Origin of the sequence: Pseudomonas frederiksbergensis (genome assembly GCF_900105495.1) — a bacterium.
GTDB lineage: Bacteria > Pseudomonadota > Gammaproteobacteria > Pseudomonadales > Pseudomonadaceae > Aquipseudomonas > Aquipseudomonas frederiksbergensis.
Genome location: NZ_FNTF01000002.1, coordinates 1,756,487 through 1,774,398, shown reverse-complemented (window position 1 = coordinate 1,774,398; position 17,912 = coordinate 1,756,487). Strand labels below are relative to the sequence as shown.

Here is a 17,912-nt window from a genome sequence, read left to right as displayed (position 1 = left end):
GGTGCCGCGACCAAGATCCTCGCCACCTCCAAGAGTTCGACCCAGGTCTCCAGCGACATGGCCGAAGCCGCCGGACGTCAGCGTGAAGCGGTGGACATGGTGTCCACGGCGTTCCACGAAATGGTCGCCACCGCCAACGAAGTCGCCCGCTCTTGCAGCCAGGCGGCGGAATCGGCCGACAGCGGCCAGCGCCAGGCGCGTGAAGGTCAGCAACAGATTGATGCAGCCGTGACCAGTGTTGATCGCCTGAGCCAGGAAATCGAACAATCGGCCCAGTCGATGCAGCAACTTGAGCGCGACAGCAACGACATTCAGTCAATCCTGGGGACCATTCGCTCGATTGCCGAACAGACCAACCTGCTGGCGCTGAACGCGGCCATTGAAGCAGCGCGGGCCGGCGAACAGGGTCGTGGGTTTGCGGTGGTCGCCGATGAAGTTCGGGCGTTGGCCAAACGCACGGCGGATTCCACGGCGGAAATCGACGGTTTACTGGGCAACCTCGCCAAACGTACCAGTCAGGTGACCCAGCAAATGCATGCGAGCCTGGAAGTGTCCCAGCAATCGGTGACGCGGATCGGTGAAGCACGCAGCAGCTTCGGGCTGATCAGGGAATCGGTCGACGTGATTCGCGACATGAACACCCAGATCGCTACGGCGGCGGAAGAACAGCATCAGGTGGCTGAAGACATCAATCGGCACATCAGCCAGATTCATGGTGATGCGCAATTAGTGGCGGAACTGGCCAACTCGGCGCGGCTGGATTCGCAGAGCCTGGCCGGGTTGTCGAATGAGCTGGATGGGTTGGTGCGCCGCTTCAGAACCTGATCCAGAATCCCGCTGGCCGCTGCGCGGCCAATCGCGAGCAGGCTCGCTCCCACAGGGTTTTGTTGATCGTTCCGTTCACTCCGCGTGGGAACGATCATAAACCCGGGGCTTGGGCTGATCCTGCTGCCGATCATGATCTACCACCCGCTGCAGCTGATCGTCTGCTCGGTGATGGCCGAGGGTTACGCCAACCGCAATCGGCAACTGGCGCAACAGCAAAACGCCCCAACCCTCAGCGCTCGATAATCGCCGTCACGCCCTGACCACCGGCGGCGCAAATCGAGATCAACCCTCGGCCCTTGCCCGCCGCATCCAGCAATTTCGCGAGGTTGGCAACGATGCGCGCCCCGGTGGCGGCAAAGGGATGCCCCGCCGCCAGTGAACTGCCTTTGACGTTGAGACGGCTGCGGTCGATGGAGCCCAGTGGCGCATCGAGACCGAGGCGGGTTTTGCAATACTCCGGATCTTCCCAGGCCTTCAATGTGCAGAGCACCTGCGCGGCGAAGGCTTCGTGGATTTCGTAGTAATCGAAGTCCTGCAAGGTCAGGCCGTTGCGCGCCAGCAAACGCGGCACCGCGTACACCGGCGCCATCAACAATCCTTCCGCTCCGTTGACAAAATCCACCGCCGCCGTCTCGCCGTCACGCCAATAGGCAAGGATCGGCAAGCCGCGCTCTTTCGCCCATTCCTCACTGCCCAGCAACACCACCGATGCACCATCGGTGAGCGGCGTCGAATTGCCCGCAGTCAGGGTGCCCTTGGCGCTTTTCTCGAAGGCCGGTTTCAGTGAGGCGAGTTTTTCCAGGGTCAGATCCGGGCGCAGGTTGTTGTCCCGGGTCAGGCCGAGGAACGGTGTGATCAAATCGTTGTGCCAGCCTTCGGCGTAGGACGCGGCCAGTTTCTGATGACTTTCCTGGGTCAGCTGATCCTGTTCGTCACGCGGGATGCTCCAGGTCTGGGCCATCATTTCACAGTGTTCGCCCATCGTCCGGCCGGTGCGCGGCTCGCCGATGCTTGGAAAGTAGGGCATCAAATGACGAGGACGCAGTTGCAGGAAGGTTTTCAGTTTGTCGGCGGTGCTGCGGGCGCGATTGGCCTGCAGGAGGATCTTGCGCAAGCTTTCGTTTACACCGATCGGCACGTCCGAAGCTGTGTCGACGCCACCGGCAATGCCGCATTCGATCTGACCCACTGCGATTTTGTTCGCCACCAGCAATGTCGCCTCCAGCCCCGTGCCGCAGGCTTGCTGGATGTCGTAGGCCGGCGTCATCGGCGACAACCGCGAGCCCAGCACGCATTCGCGGGTCAGGCCGGAATCGCGCAAATACTTGACCAGCGCACCCGCAGCCACTTCGCCCATGCGCACACCGTGCAGGTTATAGCGCTCGATCAGGCCTTCCAGCGCTGCGGTGAACATCGCCTGGTTACTGGCAGTGGCGTACGGCCCGTTGGACCGGGCAAAGGGGATACGGTTACCACCAATAATCGCAACGCGGCGCAGTTGAGTCATGAAAAGCTCCTGATGAAATTTCCAAATTGAAAACCAACCCCCTGTAGGAGCCAAGCTAGCTCCTACAATAGCCAAGCGTAGGCCTAATCTCGTGGATCGAACGACTGATTGCCATTCATGGTCCACACTTTGAATCCCAGCCGCTGGAGCGCGTTCCATGTCCGACCGTTATATCGACTTCGCTAATTCGTCCATCGGCCATCGTTTGGTCGGGGCCCTGGGTCTGCCGTCGCCGGTTCGGCTGGAGCGCTGGCAAGCCGGCCGGCTGCGGCCTGTCGAAGGGGCGCTGTTGATCGGCGGTGGCCCGTTGACGGAGAAAATCGGCACCTTTGCCAACCGCCTGACTGACGCGATTTACAGCTACGGCACCGAGCCTTCGCTGGCCACCGCGTGGATTCCCGGCCACGGCCCAAAACTCAAAGCCGTGGTGTTCGACGCCAGTGACCTGGTGCAGACCGATCAACTCAAACAGCTGCGCGAGTTCTTCCAGCCGTTGATCAAAAACCTCGATCACAGCGCGCATCTGGTGATTCTGGGGCGCGATCCGGAGAACTTGAGCGATCCCTTCGCCGCCAGTGCCCAGCGAGCGCTGGAAGGCTTCAGCCGTTCACTGGCCAAGGAATTGCGTAGCGGTGGCACCTTGCAGCTGATTTATGTCGGCGAAGGGGCTGAGGATCAGCTGGAAGGCCCACTGAGGTTTTTCCTCTCACCCAAAAGTGCATTCGTTTCCGGGCAAGTGATTCGCTTGAATGCCTGCGACGCGCAGGTGACGGACTGGACTCGCCCATTGGCCGGCCGCAAGGCGCTGGTCACAGGCGCGGCACGCGGCATCGGCGCCTCCATCGCCGAAACCCTGGCCCGCGACGGGGCGGACGTGATCCTGCTCGACGTAGCACCGGCCAAGACCGACCTCGAAGCCCTCGCCGCACGCCTCGGCGGGCGCAGCATCACCCTGGACATTTGCGCCGACGATGCCGCCGCGCAGTTGGTCGAGCAACTGCCCGACGGCATCGACATCGTGGTGCACAACGCGGGCATCACCCGGGATAAAACCCTGGCCAACATGACCCCGGAATTCTGGGACGCCGTGTTGGCGGTCAACCTCAACGCGCCGCAAGTGCTGACCAAGGCACTGCTCGACAGCGGCACCCTGCACGACAATGGCCGGGTGATCCTGCTGGCGTCCATCAGCGGCATCGCCGGCAATCGCGGGCAAACCAATTACGCCACGAGCAAGGCCGGGCTGATTGGCCTGGCCCAAGCCTGGGCGCCCTTGTTGAATGAACGCGGCATCAGCATCAATGCGGTAGCCCCCGGTTTCATCGAAACCCAGATGACCGCGCACCTGCCGTTCGCCGTGCGTGAGGCCGGGCGGCGCATGAGTTCGCTGGGCCAGGGCGGCCTGCCGCAAGACGTCGCCGAAGCGGTGGCCTGGCTGGCTCAACCGGGTACCGGCGCGTTCACCGGGCAGGCGCTGCGAGTGTGCGGGCAAAGTGTATTGGGGGCTTAGGCATGAGCATCGATTGGCACACACTCAACTGCGAACCCAGCCTGTCGGGACTGTACGTGCGGGCTGCGACGCGACGCAGAATCACCGGCACCACCCTGCCCGATTCGGGTTTGCGCTGCTGGATCAATGTCGATCCGACGCGCCTGGCGGACTACCGCAAGGTCTGCGGTTTTGCCGAGAACGGTTTGTTGCCGCCAACCTACCCACACATCCTCGGCTTCGCTTTGCAGATGCAATTGTTGACGGCCAGGGAGTTTCCGTTCCCGTTGCTGGGGTTGATTCACCTGAGCAACCGCATTCGTGTCTTTCGCCCCATGGGCGGCGTGAATCGTGTGCGGGTCAGCGTTCAGGTGCAAAACCTTCAACCCCATGAAAAAGGCGCCACGTTCGACCTGGTGACCACGCTCGACGATCAGTTGGGGGCGTTGTGGGAAGCGGAAAGCCAGATGTTGTGCCGTGGGGTCAAACTGGCAGGCGAGCCCGTCGAAGAAGTGTTGGCCTCGACGCTGGAAATGCCGGAAGTGGCCCGCTGGAAAGCGCCCGCGGACATTGGGCGGCAGTATGCCAAAGTGTCCGGTGACTACAACCCGATTCACCTGAGTGCCGTCAGCGCCAAACTCTTCGGTTTCCCGACGGCCATCGCCCATGGGTTGTGGAACAAGGCCCGAACGCTTGCGGCGCTTGCCGATCATCTGCCGGCGGCGAATGTCGAGATTACGGTGCAGTTCAGGAAACCGGTGCGGTTGCCCAGTGAGGTGACATTGCTGGCCAGCGCGGCGGGGTCGAGCGGGGACTTGCTGTTGGTGGGTGCGGGGGATTTGGAGCATATGGTGGGGCATTGGCGGCCGGTTGCCTGACCTTGATCGTTCCTGTGCCCGGTGTTCGGCTCTTGGGACGCGGAGCGTCCCTGGCTGCATTCCCACGCAGAGCGTGGGAACGATCAATCACTGACTCACTAAACCCATGCGAGGCTGCGGAAACAGATTGTTCAACGTCTCCAACAATCGCACGTGATAAATCGGCTTGCGAAACAGGTCGAGCACCTGCAACCGCAACATGTCGCTGACATCCTCCATGTCGGCATGCCCCGATGTCACGATCACCGGCAAATGCTGGCGGGACGTATGTTCGCGCAACCGTTTGATCAACGACATGCCGCTCTCCTCCGGCATCCGCAGGTCCGTGATCACCAACGCAATATCAGGGTGACGTGTCAGGTGGTTCAGCGCGAGCTTGACCGAGGTGGCGGTAAAGCAATTGAAGCCCTCGCCCTCCAGCAACTCCGCCAATTCGAGCAACGCATCCTCCTCATCATCGACCAGAAGAAGCTGTTGGCGCGGAAGTGAGGGAGCGTTCATGGGCAACACCTGCAATGGACTAAGCGTTGACGTTAGAAGCCCTTTGCGGGATTGGCAAGTAGCTGACCCTTGGCAGCAGGCAGGTCAAAGCGCGGCTTGGATCTTTGTAAACATGGCGGTGACAGCCGCGGAGATCGGCGTCACAAACACTGTTAGAGCGACTGCAACCATGCCTGCAATAATGGCGTACTCAATACCCGAAGCCCCCTCGGTATCTTTAGCCAGGCCTTTGTAAAAAGCGATTTCGGATTTGATCTTCTGAGCAATCTTGGAAAAGGACATGGCAGTTCTCCTGAAAGACGCGGGTGTTGCACGATCGCAACATGATTCCCCTTTGCCATCCTCAGCATTGTCGGCATTCCACCTACCCACAACTGTAAGAACGAATTATCACTAAAGTATTAGTTGCTTCGTTGACGCCAGAAAAGTCTTGTTTTCGCCCTAGCTGCTTACTTTCGTTAGTTATTTTCAGGTCCGTAATGGCTTTTTGCTCTAGCTGAGCTACCGTCAAATAGCGAAATAGTTCCATGTTCATAGCTGCCTGATTGCGAAGTTGTCTCGTTGGGCGCGACGAGGTCTCAAGCAGCAGGAAAGGGAGAGCCGTCATGAACAGTCGAATCACTCTGGGGCTGGCCGGCTTGTTTTTGGTGGGCGCCATTATTGCCGGTTACTGGGGTCTCACGCTGAGCAGCCAAACCGTTCCCGACCCTGTCGTGCAACCCGGAATTGTCACGCCTGCACCCACCGCCCAGACATCTGCTCCTATGGACGACCCCACCCGCCAACCCGTGGTGGTGCTGCTGCATGATGTGCCCCCGTTCGTACCGATCAGCGCCGCCGACGTGACCCTGGAAAAACTCCGTACCGCCCCGGCCGGCAGCCTGAGCCGCCTCGATCAAGCCATTGGCCGAACGCCCTGGCGTGCCCTCAGTGCCGGCACCTGGCTCAGTGATGAAAGCTTCGAAGCCGGCGGCAGACTCGCGCGGATGATTCGTCCCGATGAACGCGCCCTCGCCGTCGCCGTGGATGAAGTAATCAGTGCCGGGGGGCAACTGACACCGGGGGACTATGTCGATGTGCTGCTGTTTCTGCGCATGGACAACAACAACCCTCAACCGTCGGCGCAACTGGTGGTGCCGGCCTTGCGGGTGCTCGGCGTAGGCGAACAGATGGGGTTGACCAACGACGGTCAACCCGCAAGCCCGGCCCGCAGTAACGAAGAAAAACTCAAGCAGGAACAATTGCGTGCCAACGCCCGCAGCGTCTTGCTTGCCGTCCCCGAACAATTACTGAGTCGGTTGATGCTCGCGGCCCAGGCCGGCGTGTTGCGCCTGGCCGTACGCAGCGCCGATGAAAAACGCCTGGCTCGTTACTGGGCCGGCGAAAGAGTTTCATCGGCCAGTCTTGCCAGCACCAACCGCGAGTTGATGCAGTTCAGCCAACTGGCCATGACGCCCCCACCCAAACCTGCCGCTATCCCCAGCGGCACAGCACCGCGCAAGCCAAGCGTGGAAGTTATTCGCGGCAACGAAATTACCCAACAAACTCCCTGAATCGAGCAAGGACGCATCTAAATGCCCAGTCGTTCCATGCCGCTGTTTCAAGCACAACAAAGATCCGAACGGGTATCGCTTGTACTTCTTCGAAAACTGCAACTTCGATAAACGCAGCGGATTATCGCAATGAGCCAGAGCCAGAACCTGAGCCAGACCTTCCTCGCGATCACGCGCAACAGCACCGACCTTGAGTGGCTGCAAGGCGCCCTCGCCCCGTTGGGCCAAGTGGTCAGCGCCGGTGGTGGCAGCCTCGACGAATTGCTGGCGCTGGTGGACGTGACCTTCGCCAGCCTGGTGTTCATCGGCCTGGACCGTGAACACGTGGTGGCCCAAAGCGCACTGATCGAAGGTGCCCTGGAAGCTAAACCGATGCTGGCGATCGTCGCGCTGGGCGATGGCATGGACAACCAACTCGTGCTCAATGCCATGCGCGCCGGTGCGCGGGATTTCGTGGCTTATGGCTCGCGTTCCAGTGAAGTCGCGGGGTTGGTGCGACGGCTGGGCAAACGCCTGCCGCCCGTGGCCCCGAACACCCAACTGGGCAGCCTGACGGTGCTCTACGGTGTGCAGATCAACGCCGACGGCGCGCTGCTCGCCACGCACCTGGCGCAAGTGGTGCAAAAGAGCGGGCAGCAAACGCTGTTGCTGGACCTGGGCCTGCCACGCGGTGACAGCCTGGCCTTGCTCGGGCTGGAGAGTTCGTTCCACTTCGGCGATGCACTCCGGCACTTGCGGCGCCTCGACGCGACGCTGATCGACAGCGCGTTCACCACCTGCGCCGCCGGGTTGCGGATTCTCGCCTACGCCAGCCACGATATGCCGCTGGAACACACCAGCACCGCCGAGTTGTACATGCTGCTCAGCGCCCTGCGCCAACACTTCCAGCACATCGTGGTGAACCTGACTGGCCAGCCGGACAGCGAAGCGCTACGCACCTTCGTCACCCATTGCGACAAGTTGCTGTGGTACACCGATCAGAACGTCCTCGACTGCCGTCGCAACCTGGCAGTACTCGGCCTGTGGCGTGAAAAAGGCATGAAGCTCGATCACGCCAGACTGCTGGTGGACCGCTACCTGCGCAACGTCGCACCGGACGCCGACACCTTGAGCAAAAGCTTCGGCATGGAGATCATCGCGACCCTCGTCTACAGCCCGGAAGTACGACTCAACGCCAAGAACCAAGGGGTGACGCTGTTTGAACTGGCCCCCCGCGAAAACCTGACTCAAAGCCTGCGCGCCCTCGGCGATCAGTTGGCCAAGCGTTCCGAGGGCCTGGCCAAGCCCAGGCCTGGCTGGTTCAACCGGTTGAGGGGTGCGCAATGAGCGGTGAAAAACTTTTCGGTGCACCTGTACGCACCACCAGCGGCAACACCGACCACGAAGGTCTGAAACTGGTGCTGCACCGCTACATCATCGACGCCATCGAGGAATCCGGCCAAAACCTGCTGGAGGGTTCGCGGCAGTTGCTCTCACAGTTCGTCATCGACAAGGTTGCCGAGTACATCGCCCGGCTGCACCTGGCGATTTCCCGCTATGAAATGGAGCGTCTGGCCGAAGAAATCGTCGATGAACTCACCGGTTTCGGCCCCTTGGAAGTGTTGCTGCGGGACCCGGCGGTGACGGAGATTCTGGTCAACGGCCCGCACCGGGTGTTCATTGAACGCGACGGCATCCTGCATCTAAGCGACCTGCGCTTCATCGATGCGCATCACGTCGAACGGGTCATGCAACGGATCCTCGCGCCCCTGGGCCGACGGCTCGATGAGTCCTCGCCAATGGTCGACGCACGACTGCCCGACGGTAGTCGGGTCAATGCGATCATTCCGCCGATTGCGCTCGATGGTCCCTGCCTGTCGATCCGCAAATTTCGCAAGGACATGCTCAAAAGCTCAGACCTGGTGGCGATGCAAACCATCGATCAGGCGATCTTCGACTTCATTCAGGAGGCCGTGGGCCAACGCTGCAACATCCTGATCAGCGGCGGCACCGGCACCGGCAAGACAACTCTGCTGAACATTCTCAGCCAGTTGATCAACCCTCACGAGCGTATCGTCACCATCGAAGACGTCGCCGAACTACAACTGGGCCACCCTCACGTGGTGCGCCTGGAAACCCGACCGCCGAATGCCGAAGGCCACGGCGAAGTGAAGGCCAGCGACCTGATTCGCAACGCCCTGCGGATGCGCCCGGACCGAATCATCCTCGGCGAAATTCGTGGCGTCGAAGTGCTGGATGTACTCACCGCAATGAACACCGGCCACGACGGTTCCATGAGTACCGTGCACGCCAACAACGCCCAGGATGCGTTGTTGCGCCTGGAGACCCTGGTGGGCCTGACGGGCCGCACCATCGCCGAACGGACCTTGCGGCAAATGATCTGCGCCGCACTGGATGTCGTGATCCAGCTGACGCGCCTGCCCGACGGCCGCCGCTGCGTCAGCGAAGTGGTGGAGGTGATCGGTTTGCGTGATGACGTGTATGTCACCAACACGTTGTTCCGGTTCGACCGGCGTACCGGCTTCGGATTCATCCGTGAGGCGGTCAACCCCGCCGGCGACAAACTGCGCCGCGAGTCGGCGCTCTCTCCCTCTGTGTACTGAAGGCCATGGCATGCTCAAACCGGTGCTGCTCATCCTCCTTTGCCTGGTTTTGCTCGGACTGTCGATCCGCCTGTTTTATCGCGGTTTGCGCCAGTCCGGCACTGAGCGGGTGCTGGGACGCCTGATCCAGGGGCAACCGCAGCCGGTGCCGACGAAAGCCTCTTGGGTGGGCCTGGACCGGGCGTTTCTGCGGGCCGGCCTCAGGCGTCCTTCCGAGCGTCTGGGCGGGTGGCTGCTGCTCTGGGCCTTTGGCATCTTGCTCGGATTTGCTACCGGTGGCTGGGTCGGCTTGCTGGTTCTGTTACTGCTGCCGCCGCTGATGCTGCGTCTGTACGTCAATTGGCGTTATCAGCGCCGACTCCAGCGCATGATCGAACAACTGCCACAAATGCTCGATCACACCGTGCGCAGTCTGAAGTCCGGGCGCACCCTGGCCGATGCGGTGCTGGGCGCCATCGACACCGCTGAAGACCCGCTGAAAAACGCCATGGGGCGGATTCAGCGCAACGTGGTGTTGGGGGTCAGCCTGCCGGATGCCGCGGCGGACTTTGCCGAGCTGTATGAGAAAGACGAACTTCGCCTGTTCGCGCTGGGGTTGAAGGTCAATCACCGCTATGGCGGCAATGCCAGCGAATTGCTGGAAAACCTGATCAAGATGATCCGCGAGCGCGAGCAGGCTGCGCGCCAGCTCAGGGCCATGACCGGTGAAACCCGGGTGACCGCGTGGGTCCTGGGCTGTTTGCCGATTGGCCTGGCGGGTTATTTCCTCGCGACCAACCCTCAATACTTGCTTGCCATGTGGCACGACGGCTCGGGGCAAATCATGCTCGCGTCCGCGTTCGGCTTGCAGGTGATCGGCAGCCTGGCGCTCTGGCATATGTTGCGCAGCGTATGAAAGTGCCTTTGCTGATCTGCGCGTTGCTGTTGCTGGGGGCCACCCTGTTGCTGCTCAGCGGTTTGCTGGAACACCGTCGACGGGCTCGCCAGGTGGCACAACGACTCGACGGCAAACTGGCGAGCGACAACCGGGTAAATCAGTGGCTTGAGCTGCTGGGCAGCAGCCGGATCGGTCAGCGTTCGGTCAACCTGGATAACGAAACCCAGGCCTTGCTTAACCGTCTGGGCTGGCGCAGCGCCCGGCGACGTTCACTGTTTGCGGCGTTCCAGGTAGGCGCTCCGGTGCTGGCGCTGGCCCTGGCCTTGCTGATCCAGGGCGTGTTCTTCCCTCACGCAGACAATCAATGGATGGCCCCGGTACTCGCCACCTGCATCGGCTATTTATTGCCCAAACGGTTGCTGGCCGCTGCCGCGCAGCGTCGGCAAAAACAACTGGCGCTGGAGATTTCCACCTTCATTCCGCTGCTGCGCATCCTGTTCGAATCGGGCATGGCGGTGGAGCAGTCGCTGCGAGTGTTGAGCAATGAAGGCAAACAATTATTACCGGCCCTGACCCATGAATTGCGCTTGGTATTGGCCCGGGTCGATTCCGGCCTGGAACTGGGCGAAGAACTGCACAAAGTCACCCAACTGCTGGCCGTCGACGAGTTCACCGACACCTGCGTCATCCTTGAGCAGTTGATCCATCAGGGGGGCGGTGCGATGAAATCCCTGCTGACCCTCAAGCAATTGCTCGACGACCGGCGCCTGACGCGCCTGCAGGAATACATCTCCAAGCTGTCCGCCAAAATGTCCATCGTGATGATGCTGTTTCTCTTCCCGGCGCTATTGATCGTACTGGCCGGCCCGGGCTTCACCGCCCTGTCCCGTGCCTTTGGTTCTTAGAGGGATCGTAATGAAAGCAATGACTGGCCGGCTTGTGTCGGCTGTTGTCAGGCGGTTGCGCGAGCAACGGTGTGGGCACTCGTAAAAAAGACAACGACCTAATGCGCTGTCATCCCCTGACGCAATCCATGACCGGGCGACAAAGCCAGCGCCAACTGCGTCCGGTTATGCATATGCGTCAACCGCAAAACCTGCGACACATACAGCTTCACCGTGTTCTCGGTAATGCCCAGCTCGCAGGCAATCTGATAATTGGTCTGCCCCTTCCCCACCAACCGCGCCACCTCCAACTGCCTTGGCGACAGGTGACTGAAAACCGCCGGAATCTCTACCCGATCCACAGCAATGCCAGCCTCATCGGTGGAAACCGATAACCGCGGCCCACGACGGACCTTATCCAGATCCTGATACAGATCATCGATCGACTCGGCAAGGTATTGAAGCTTCTGATCCAGATGCTTGAGCTGCAGGCTCTTCTGCCGTTCCTGCAACACCACTGCCTGACGGGCAATCCCTTCAAGCAACTCAGCCGGATTGACCGGCTTCTGGTAGTAATCGGCAAACCCGGCCCGCAAAGCCTTGATCACATCCTGCTTGTCCGCACGCCCAGTGAGCATGATTGCTTCAAATACCCGGTGCTTGCCGGATAACCGTTGCAGCTCCTGAACCAGTTGAATCCCGTCCAGACCGGGCATGTGCAAATCGCAAAGCACCAGGCCAATGGCTTCGTCTTCATTGAAACGCTCGACGGCCTGACTGCCCGTCTCGCTGCAAACGCAACGGTAACCGCTGCCTTCAAGAAGCTCACAGAGCTCTGCGGCAATCAACGGCTGGTCATCGACCACAAGGATTTTTACTGCCGAAGGAAGTTTGATCACATGCGACTCCCTGCAAGGTCAAGGTTGACCGTTCCTCTACAAACAGCCACAGACAGTACAACTGCTGAATTGAAAGTAGACGTACTTTCCGACTCTGTACATACAGCGGGCCCTAGTGAAACCAGGCGAGTGTGAGCAACAGGCCCACCAGCACGAAGGGTGCGAAGGGTTGTTTCTTTGACATTCCAGGCTCCAGGTATCGAAGATGATTTCTAAGCCCTTGGCCCATATGAAGCCAGACTCTTGGCGCCAGCAGCAGCCACAAGACACTGGCCAATCCGGCACCGATGAACACGCCGAGCAGGTGCATGCCGTCAGTCGCCAGCCCCAGGCCGGTCATCAGTTTCACATCGCCTGCGCCCAGGCGTCTCAGCGCATAACCGGGCAAGGTAAAGGCCAGCGCCAGCAAAAAAGCCCAGCCGCCCTGCACCGCCTCGGCCCCCAGCCAGGTAGTGCCCGTCCATAGCAGATACGCCAGCGCCAACACCGCTGCGCCAAGGGTCAGGCCATTGGCGATGTGCCGTTCTCGAGCATCCTGTGCTGCGCAAAGCGTCAGCCAGATCAGTAATACAAAGCTCTGCATCCGGTAAAAAACGTCCGTTTTGGCTGAATGATTCTATGCTGATATCACGTGATGAATATCAGGGTAGACGCAGTCATGAAAACAGGCCTCCCCCGTAAGCAAAAAGGCGCTGTAGCGATTGAATTCGCGTTGGTATTTCTCATCTTTTTCGCCGTGTTCTATGGAATCGTCACTTACAGCTTGCCGCTGTTGCTGATGCAATCGTTCACCCAGTCGACCGCCGAAGCGGTGCGCCGAAGCGTGGCGCTGGATCCGAGCACCCCCGGCTACGACACCGCGGTAAAAACCGTTGCTACCACTGAACTGAGCCGACAATTGGCCTGGATTCCTGCCGCACTGAATTTCAATGTCACCACCGACGCCAGCGCCACCTACGTGGGCGGGGTGTTGACAGTCAGCATCAACTACCCCACCAGCAAATTGCAGCAGGTCATCCCGTTTCTGAACGTGCCGGGAATTGGCCAAGTGCCCAATCTGCCGGCAAACCTTTCCGCCCGATCGAGCCTGCAATTTTGAGTTCCGCAGACAAACTCTTCGGGCGCCTGCTCAACCGCCATCCGCCTGCGCCAGTGGACATGCCAGCTCCCCAGAGCATGCAAAGTGTCGGTTTGCAGATGCACCTCGATGCCGAAGGTCGAGTGATTCACCTGACCGGCCCGCTGCGGCATGTGCTGGCCCAACAGACACCCACGGCGCAAGCACCGCACCTGCTCGATTTCCTCATGCCTCACAGCGGCCTCACCGTTGAAGGCTCGCCCGCCGACTGGCTGGGACAGAGTCTGGACCTGGACTTCTACAGCCTTAACGGCCAACCCCTGCACTTGCGTGGCTGGGTCCAGCCATTGGCCGATACCTGGCTGTTGCAGTTGCTGGACATCGGCGACTTGTTGCTCGATCGCCAGCAATCACGCAGCCGCGAGCAATGCCAATTACTCGCAGCGCAGATCGGCGAACAGTTGCGCCGCTGCAACCTGACGCGCCTGCCCGAGGTGTTGGTGGAACAGCTGCAAGGCCTGGCCCAGCGTTTCCACATGCCCTGCATTGCAGTGGCATTACTCGATGAACAGGAAGAAGGCTGGCAGATACACCAGCATTACACGGCCTTCGACGCGCCCCAGCTGTGGCAAAACGCTCAGCGCCTGGGCACCGGGCTCGACAGCCTGAACGGCTCTGTGCCGCAACGCCTGACGCCCGCCGAACATCCCCGTTTGCAAAGCATCTTCGGCAATGCCGAAGGGTTCGCGGTGCCCTATCACGATGCCCAGGGGGTGGTCGCCTGGTTGCTGTGTGGCCTTTATCCAGTGCAGCAACAGGCACCTGACTTGAATGACCGCGACTGGTTACAACTGACCGCCGCGCTGGCAGGCCCGTTGCTTGAGCGCTTGCGCGAGCACCGGCACCAACTGCAACTGGAACGGCTGGAGTCGCTGCAAGCCCTGCTCGGCACCGGATGGTGGGAGGTGTTCAGCGACAGTCGCGAGGTGCAATTGGCGCCGTCGCTGGCCAGCAACCTGAACCTTACGATCGACCGCTTGCCGCTGCATGACTGGCTGGATCGGGTACACCCCGCCGACCGCGAAGAGTTGAGCAGTCGTTTGCAAGCCTTGCAAGACGACGGCACCCCGTTGCTGCTGTGCGTGCGTTTGGCCCAAACGCCGAACTGGTATCGCCTGCAAGGACAAGTCCTGGGCATCGGTAAAAACCGACGGTTAGTGGGTTTCATGCTCGACATCAGCGACATCAAGAACCAGGAGCAAAGCGCCGCGGCGGCCCATGCCCGACTGGACAATCTGATCGCCAGTTCACCGGCGGTGATCTACGTGCAACGCTATGACGAAGGTGCGCTGCAACCAACGTTTTTCAGTGACAGCCTGCTGCCGTTGCTCGGCTGGTCACTGGCTGATTGCGCCACGGGGACCTTGGTTGAAAGGGTCCACCCGGAGGACCGCGATCGGTATTTCGAACGTACCCGACATTTGCTGCGTGAAGGTTCGGTGCGCGCCCGCTATCGGCTGCGCGACAGTCGCGGCGAATACCATTGGCTACTCGATGAAGCCAAGCTCTTGCGCGACGATCTTGGCTTGCCGGTGGAAGCCGTCGGCCTGTGGCTGGACGTCACCGAAGCAACCCTGGCCGCCGAACAGGTGAAACAGAGTGAAGAACGCTACCGGATCCTGGTGGAAGACTCTCCGGCGATGATCTGCCGCTACCGCCCGGACCTGACCCTGAGCTTCGGCAACCGCCCGCTGGCGACTTACCTGGAGTGCCAGCCCGAGCAACTGCCCGGAGTGAACCTGGGCAGCTGGATGTCGCAGGAACAGCGCGAAGCGTTTCTCCAGCGGCTCAGCCGACTCAGCCCGGAATTCCCGGTCAGCACCGCGGAAATCAACCTGCAACTGCCGGGACGGGAACATGCCTGGTGGGTGTGGTCGGATCGCGGGGTGTTCGATGAGCACGGCCATTTGCTGGAGATTCAGGCCGTGGGGCGCGACAACACCGAGGTCCGCCGCGCCCAGCAGCAACTCACCCAAAGCGCAAAAATGGCCACCCTCGGTGAAATGGCCACAGGCTTGGCCCATGAAATCAATCAGCCGTTGAATGTGATGCGCATGGCCATCGTCAACGTGCTCAAGCGTCTGAGCAATGGCGATGCGCAGATCGACTACCTGACCGACAAGCTCAACCGCATCGATGCCCAGGTCCAGCGCGCCGCGCGGGTGGTGGATCACATGCGGGTGTTTGGCCGCCGTTCGGAGATCGAGCAGCAGCCGTTCAATCCGGCGCAAGCCATTGAAGGCACGCTGTCGCTGCTGGCCGAAGGGATGCGTGGCAAAGGGGTCAATCTGCGGGTCAACGAGATCGGGTTTGAAGTGCAAGTGCGCGGTTACGTCGATCAGCTCGAACAGGTGTTGATCAATCTGATGGTCAACGCTCGGGATGCGTTGCTCGGCAAACGCGAGGCCGACCGCGAGTTCAAACCTTGGATTTCGGTGTACGCCGAACGTGATGCGTATTCGGTGCGGCTGTGGGTCGAGGACAACGGCGGCGGTATCGATCCGCGGTTGCTGGAACGGATTTTCGAGCCATTCTTCACCACCAAACCCGTCGGTGTCGGCACCGGGCTCGGGTTGTCGGTGAGTTACGGCATCGTCGAGAACATGGGCGGAAAACTGAGCGTCAGAAACTCGGTCGAGGGCGCCCGGTTTTGTATCGAGCTGCCGATTATTGCCGACGATCAGATCACCAGCGTCGCTCGTCCTGAGTGACAGCTGAGGTTGGCGCCGACTTCGACCTTGTTCAGATCGATCCCCAGACTGAGCAGCAGTGTGTTGATCAAGGTGTCGAGTAACGGGCTGAGCACGCTGTTGATCACGTTGACCAGCAATGTCGTGACAGTGCTGAGGATCGCCCCCAGACCACCGACCAGACTGCCCGTCGGCCCGTGCATGTTGACCGTTATATTGGTCAGCGTGTCGGTAAGGCTGCTGACGATATTGCTAGTGGAATAGGAATAGTAGAACGGTGGCTGGCTCATCTCCGGCAGGCTGGTGGCCGGCGGTGCGGAATAGACGTGCGGCATGTTGGCGCTCTGTGCCACGGTGGTGTCGGCCATGATGTCGATACCGCCGCCGACGCCTGGAATCCGCGGGTCGCAACTGACAGGAAGGATCAGGAACCGGCGACAGGTTTTCACCCCGATATCGATCACCTTCAACGGTTGCACCACCACGACGGGCGGCGAGGTGTTGCTGCCGAACGCCGTGTTCGGATCGATCTTGCCGATTTTCAGGGTCACCAGTGAAGTGCTGGTATTGGTGGTCAGGGATTTGTTGGTGGCGCTGACGCAGCTGTAGGCGGTGACGTAACTGTTGGCACTCGCAACGTCCAGGGCGACATCGAGCCTTACGGTATCGGAAAGCGGCACGATCGAGGGTGTTTCACAGGCCGCGCCGAGCGCGCAGGTCAGTGAGTCAATGACTTCGACCAGATTGAGATTCAGCAAGGCGTTCAAGATATTGGTCAACGGTCCGGCAAGATCAGCCGCCGCCTCGAGCAAGGGTTGAATCGCACTCAGAATAGGCAAGTCGACCGACAGCAAGGTACGCACCTGAGCGGTTTTCACGTAGATCCGGTTGGGCCCCAACGGCGCAAGCGCGGCGTTTTTCGGATTGCCGATGGCCGAGAGTTGTGGCGGCTCCAGTATCTGCACCCGAGCGGTGATTTGCGCCAGCCCCGCGAGGTTGATCGGCACGGTCGCCACCAAACCGTTTTTCTTGTTGGCCAGTTGCACGACGGCTTCGATCAGGTCAAACACTTTCAGGTTGGTCCCCAGCGCCGTCACAGTGCTGCCAGCCTCGACGTGCAGTACGTTGCCGAGTACGACGGTGGTTGCACCTGCCGCGGCCTTCAGCGCTTGAAGACTTGCAATGGTTGCGGTCGCGCCGAATGTGCCGCCGGGGTCCAGTACATTGACGGCGGTCTGGATCAGTTGGCTGACGGCAATCGTATTGCCCAATACCTGGTCATACCCGGCAGCGCTGAGGTTAAGGTCGACCTTCAATCGATTGAGGTAGCCGAGCAGGCTGATGTTGGTGTTCACCAGTCCGTTCCAGCCCGCCGCGTCGATGTTCAAATTGCCCCCGAGCAAACCACCGAACAACGCGTTGAGCGTGGCCGATTTGCTGGTGTCGACGCTCAACATCGTGCTGCGCAGGGTCAGCGAAGCCTGCGGTGGCGGTAAGGCAGCAACAGCGCTGGCCGTCAGGTTGATGGTCGCTGCGCGTGGAGCGCCGCCGAACAGCGCGCCGACACCACCGGCGACACTCTGCGGGACCGAATGGCTGGCGATCACCCGAATGGCTTCGCTCTTGCTCGGGTCGGCACCAAATACTCGAAGGTTATCGGCATCCAGGGTCAAGGCACCGCAATCGACCAATAGATTGCGACTGGGGTCAGGAAGGGTAAAGTCGTTACGGTTTGCGCTGGCGGTGGCATAGACAGTGGCGGTGTTGCCAGCGGCGCAATCACCATTTCGGGTGGAGGCTTCAAGTGCGGCCATATCCGCCACACGCTGCAAGTCACGCTTTTCCAGGTACAAACGACCGCTGTCGACCACGACCAGCAAGAACACCAGGGCCAAGCCCAATGTCAGCGCCGCCATCAAACCGATCGCCCCCCGTTGCCGGGACGGCCTGCGAAACTGCAAACGCGGAGACATCGCGCACTCCTTTGCCGGTGCACAGCCGAGGGCTACCTCCATGGGTGAACAGCAGTGTAGTCAAGACTTGGCTGGACCGCTGGCAACATGCC

16 protein-coding genes and 1 pseudogene are annotated in these 17,912 nt (G+C 60.6%); 11 read left to right on the top strand and 6 right to left on the bottom strand.

Annotated elements, in window-relative coordinates; translation table 11 throughout:
• Positions 1–57: 57 nt before the first annotated feature.
• Positions 58–825 carry a methyl-accepting chemotaxis protein gene (locus BLW70_RS31440; protein WP_371916927.1) on the top strand — a complete coding sequence of 256 codons (768 nt, stop codon included), beginning with the start codon at positions 58–60 and terminating at the stop codon, positions 823–825.
• Between the two features lie 99 nt (positions 826–924).
• Positions 925–1,071 (top strand): annotated as a pseudogene (locus BLW70_RS30120) (bile acid:sodium symporter); the annotation flags it as partial.
• On the opposite strand, the gene BLW70_RS08505 reads toward BLW70_RS30120, so the two are convergent.
• Complete coding sequence (locus tag BLW70_RS08505; protein ID WP_074873498.1) at positions 1,058–2,335, bottom strand: acetyl-CoA C-acetyltransferase; 1,278 nt, start codon at positions 2,333–2,335, stop codon at positions 1,058–1,060. The pseudogene BLW70_RS30120 and the gene BLW70_RS08505 sit on opposite strands and share 14 nt — an antisense overlap.
• A gap of 157 nt (positions 2,336–2,492) precedes the next feature.
• Between BLW70_RS08505 and BLW70_RS08500 the strand changes: the two genes are divergently transcribed.
• Together BLW70_RS08500 and BLW70_RS08495 are read left to right on the top strand one after the other, a co-directional pair.
• A complete protein-coding gene (locus BLW70_RS08500; protein WP_074873496.1) occupies positions 2,493–3,845 on the top strand; it encodes a 3-oxoacyl-ACP reductase in 1,353 nt (450 codons plus the stop codon).
• A 2-nt stretch (positions 3,846–3,847) separates the two neighbouring features.
• The gene (locus tag BLW70_RS08495) at positions 3,848–4,702 is read left to right on the top strand and encodes a MaoC family dehydratase (protein ID WP_074873494.1); all 855 of its coding nucleotides are present in this window, start codon (positions 3,848–3,850) and stop codon (positions 4,700–4,702) included.
• Between the two features lie 87 nt (positions 4,703–4,789).
• Here BLW70_RS08495 and BLW70_RS08490 read toward each other — a convergent pair whose 3' ends face one another.
• Together BLW70_RS08490 and BLW70_RS08485 are read right to left on the bottom strand one after the other, a co-directional pair.
• Positions 4,790–5,203: a response regulator gene (locus BLW70_RS08490; protein ID WP_074873492.1), complete on the bottom strand. Its 414-nt coding sequence runs from the start codon at positions 5,201–5,203 to the stop codon at positions 4,790–4,792.
• 84 nt (positions 5,204–5,287) lie between these two features.
• Positions 5,288–5,485 carry a Flp family type IVb pilin gene (locus tag BLW70_RS08485; protein WP_074873490.1) on the bottom strand — a complete coding sequence of 66 codons (198 nt, stop codon included), beginning with the start codon at positions 5,483–5,485 and terminating at the stop codon, positions 5,288–5,290.
• Between the two features lie 323 nt (positions 5,486–5,808).
• On the opposite strand from BLW70_RS08485, the gene cpaB reads away from it, so the two are divergent.
• The 5 genes from cpaB (at position 5,809) to BLW70_RS08460 (ending at position 11,141) form a co-directional block, all read left to right on the top strand.
• On the top strand, positions 5,809–6,756 hold the full coding sequence (gene cpaB, locus BLW70_RS08480) for a Flp pilus assembly protein CpaB (protein ID WP_074873488.1): 948 nt from the start codon (positions 5,809–5,811) through the stop codon (positions 6,754–6,756).
• A gap of 129 nt (positions 6,757–6,885) precedes the next feature.
• Positions 6,886–8,082: a CpaE/TadZ family protein gene (locus BLW70_RS08475; protein ID WP_074873486.1), complete on the top strand. Its 1,197-nt coding sequence runs from the start codon at positions 6,886–6,888 to the stop codon at positions 8,080–8,082.
• Positions 8,079–9,359, top strand: coding sequence for a TadA family conjugal transfer-associated ATPase (locus BLW70_RS08470; RefSeq protein WP_074873484.1), 1,281 nt, complete (start codon positions 8,079–8,081; stop codon positions 9,357–9,359). Before BLW70_RS08475 ends, BLW70_RS08470 begins: the two co-directional genes overlap by 4 nt.
• A 10-nt stretch (positions 9,360–9,369) precedes the next feature.
• Positions 9,370–10,254 (top strand): type II secretion system F family protein, encoded by an 885-nt coding sequence (locus tag BLW70_RS08465; protein WP_074873482.1) that lies wholly within the window; start codon positions 9,370–9,372, stop codon positions 10,252–10,254.
• Complete coding sequence (locus BLW70_RS08460; RefSeq protein WP_074873480.1) at positions 10,251–11,141, top strand: type II secretion system F family protein; 891 nt, start codon at positions 10,251–10,253, stop codon at positions 11,139–11,141. The genes BLW70_RS08465 and BLW70_RS08460 overlap by 4 nt, the downstream gene beginning before the upstream one ends.
• 98 nt (positions 11,142–11,239) lie before the next feature.
• Here BLW70_RS08460 and BLW70_RS08455 read toward each other — a convergent pair whose 3' ends face one another.
• Complete coding sequence (locus BLW70_RS08455) at positions 11,240–12,019, bottom strand: response regulator transcription factor (RefSeq protein WP_074873478.1); 780 nt, start codon at positions 12,017–12,019, stop codon at positions 11,240–11,242.
• A gap of 112 nt (positions 12,020–12,131) precedes the next feature.
• A complete protein-coding gene (locus BLW70_RS08450) occupies positions 12,132–12,602 on the bottom strand; it encodes a prepilin peptidase (protein ID WP_074873476.1) in 471 nt (156 codons plus the stop codon).
• A gap of 75 nt (positions 12,603–12,677) precedes the next feature.
• Between BLW70_RS08450 and BLW70_RS08445 the strand changes: the two genes are divergently transcribed.
• Together BLW70_RS08445 and BLW70_RS08440 are read left to right on the top strand one after the other, a co-directional pair.
• Positions 12,678–13,118, top strand: coding sequence for a TadE/TadG family type IV pilus assembly protein (locus tag BLW70_RS08445; protein WP_074873473.1), 441 nt, complete (start codon positions 12,678–12,680; stop codon positions 13,116–13,118).
• Positions 13,115–15,868: a PAS domain-containing sensor histidine kinase gene (locus tag BLW70_RS08440; RefSeq protein ID WP_074873471.1), complete on the top strand. Its 2,754-nt coding sequence runs from the start codon at positions 13,115–13,117 to the stop codon at positions 15,866–15,868. The genes BLW70_RS08445 and BLW70_RS08440 overlap by 4 nt, the downstream gene beginning before the upstream one ends.
• Here BLW70_RS08440 and BLW70_RS08435 read toward each other — a convergent pair.
• Positions 15,838–17,820 carry a pilus assembly protein TadG-related protein gene (locus BLW70_RS08435; RefSeq protein WP_074873469.1) on the bottom strand — a complete coding sequence of 661 codons (1,983 nt, stop codon included), beginning with the start codon at positions 17,818–17,820 and terminating at the stop codon, positions 15,838–15,840. The two genes, BLW70_RS08440 and BLW70_RS08435, sit on opposite strands and share 31 nt — an antisense overlap.
• Positions 17,821–17,912: the final 92 nt, after the last annotated feature.

Bases quoted from the DNA above. Each gene is read 5' to 3' on its own strand.
- BLW70_RS08465 (WP_074873482.1), top strand. From the start codon at position 9,370: ATGCTCAAACCGGTGCTGCTCATCCTCCTTTGCCTGGTTTTGCTCGGA.
- BLW70_RS08445 (WP_074873473.1), top strand. From the start codon at position 12,678: ATGAAAACAGGCCTCCCCCGTAAGCAAAAAGGCGCTGTAGCGATTGAA.
- BLW70_RS08505 (WP_074873498.1), bottom strand. From the start codon at position 2,335: ATGACTCAACTGCGCCGCGTTGCGATTATTGGTGGTAACCGTATCCCC.
- BLW70_RS08475 (WP_074873486.1), top strand. From the start codon at position 6,886: ATGAGCCAGAGCCAGAACCTGAGCCAGACCTTCCTCGCGATCACGCGC.
- BLW70_RS08490 (WP_074873492.1), bottom strand. From the start codon at position 5,203: ATGAACGCTCCCTCACTTCCGCGCCAACAGCTTCTTCTGGTCGATGAT.
- BLW70_RS08485 (WP_074873490.1), bottom strand. From the start codon at position 5,485: ATGTCCTTTTCCAAGATTGCTCAGAAGATCAAATCCGAAATCGCTTTT.
- BLW70_RS08435 (WP_074873469.1), bottom strand. From the start codon at position 17,820: ATGTCTCCGCGTTTGCAGTTTCGCAGGCCGTCCCGGCAACGGGGGGCG.
- BLW70_RS08470 (WP_074873484.1), top strand. From the start codon at position 8,079: ATGAGCGGTGAAAAACTTTTCGGTGCACCTGTACGCACCACCAGCGGC.
- BLW70_RS08450 (WP_074873476.1), bottom strand. From the start codon at position 12,602: ATGCAGAGCTTTGTATTACTGATCTGGCTGACGCTTTGCGCAGCACAG.
- BLW70_RS31440 (WP_371916927.1), top strand. From the start codon at position 58: ATGGCCGAAGCCGCCGGACGTCAGCGTGAAGCGGTGGACATGGTGTCC.
- cpaB (WP_074873488.1), top strand. From the start codon at position 5,809: ATGAACAGTCGAATCACTCTGGGGCTGGCCGGCTTGTTTTTGGTGGGC.
- BLW70_RS08500 (WP_074873496.1), top strand. From the start codon at position 2,493: ATGTCCGACCGTTATATCGACTTCGCTAATTCGTCCATCGGCCATCGT.
- BLW70_RS08495 (WP_074873494.1), top strand. From the start codon at position 3,848: ATGAGCATCGATTGGCACACACTCAACTGCGAACCCAGCCTGTCGGGA.
- BLW70_RS08460 (WP_074873480.1), top strand. From the start codon at position 10,251: ATGAAAGTGCCTTTGCTGATCTGCGCGTTGCTGTTGCTGGGGGCCACC.